This window comes from Deltaproteobacteria bacterium, from assembly GCA_029210625.1.
Lineage (GTDB): Bacteria > Myxococcota > Myxococcia > SLRQ01 > SLRQ01 > JARGFU01.
In genome coordinates this window covers 1-808 of record JARGFU010000035.1, presented here as the reverse complement: position 1 = coordinate 808, position 808 = coordinate 1, and the positions used below count along the sequence as shown (strand labels likewise).

Below are 808 nucleotides of genomic sequence, written 5' to 3'. Positions count from 1 at the left end.
GCCATCTCGAGCTCATCGGCGCCGATCTCGACCGGCCCACCGAGCTCCTCGGCGTCGTCCATGGAGACCTCGACGTCGTCATCGTCGTCGGTGCCGAAGTCCAGGGAGGGGGCCGCGACGGCCGCGGGCTCCTCGACCGCCGGCTCCGCCGAAATGAGGTCCGCCGCGGCGCTGTCGAGGTCCAGGGCCGGAGCCTCGGGCTCGGGCTCCAGCTCGACGGCCTCGAGCTCGATGGGCTCGGGCTCGGCGAGCTCGGCCTCGGGCTCCTCTCCCCCGAAGGAGGAGAGGTCCCAGTCGCTGCCGCTCGCCGCCGGGGCGGGCGCGGCCGGCGCCGGGGCCGGGATCGGGGCCGGCTTCGGCTCGAGCGCCGGAGCGGCGGGCCGGGGCGTGAGCGAGGGGGCGGCCGGCGCCGGGCTCGCCGCGGCGGGCTCGGTGAGCCCCCAGTCGGAGTCGAGGCCGGCGGGCTCGGGCGTCAGGGCGGCCGGCGCCGGGGCGGGCGTCGGCGCCAGATCGGCCGGGTTCATCGGCTCGGGCTCCGGGGTCCTCGCCGGCGCCGGGGTGGGCGCGAGGTCGGCGGGCGAGAGCGGCGCCGAGCTGTCCTCGGCGGGCTCCGGGAAGGGCACGGGGATGCCGACCATGGTGCCGGTGGGGCCCTCACCGCCGGCCACTCCCTGGTGGGAGATCTCGGACAGGGGCATCTTCGCCGGGGCGGCCGGGGTCGGCGCACCGAAGGCGGCGGCGGCCGGGGTCGGCGCGGCGGGCGCGGGGGCGGCCGGGGCCGGGCTGAAGCTCGGCGCGGCCGGGACCG

1 protein-coding gene is annotated in these 808 nt (G+C 80.1%); it reads right to left on the bottom strand.

Annotated features, from left to right (window positions below; all coding sequences use genetic code 11):
* Nucleotides 1-808: hypothetical protein (locus tag P1V51_22525; GenBank protein MDF1565828.1), on the bottom strand; the 808-nt coding region annotated here is incomplete at both ends.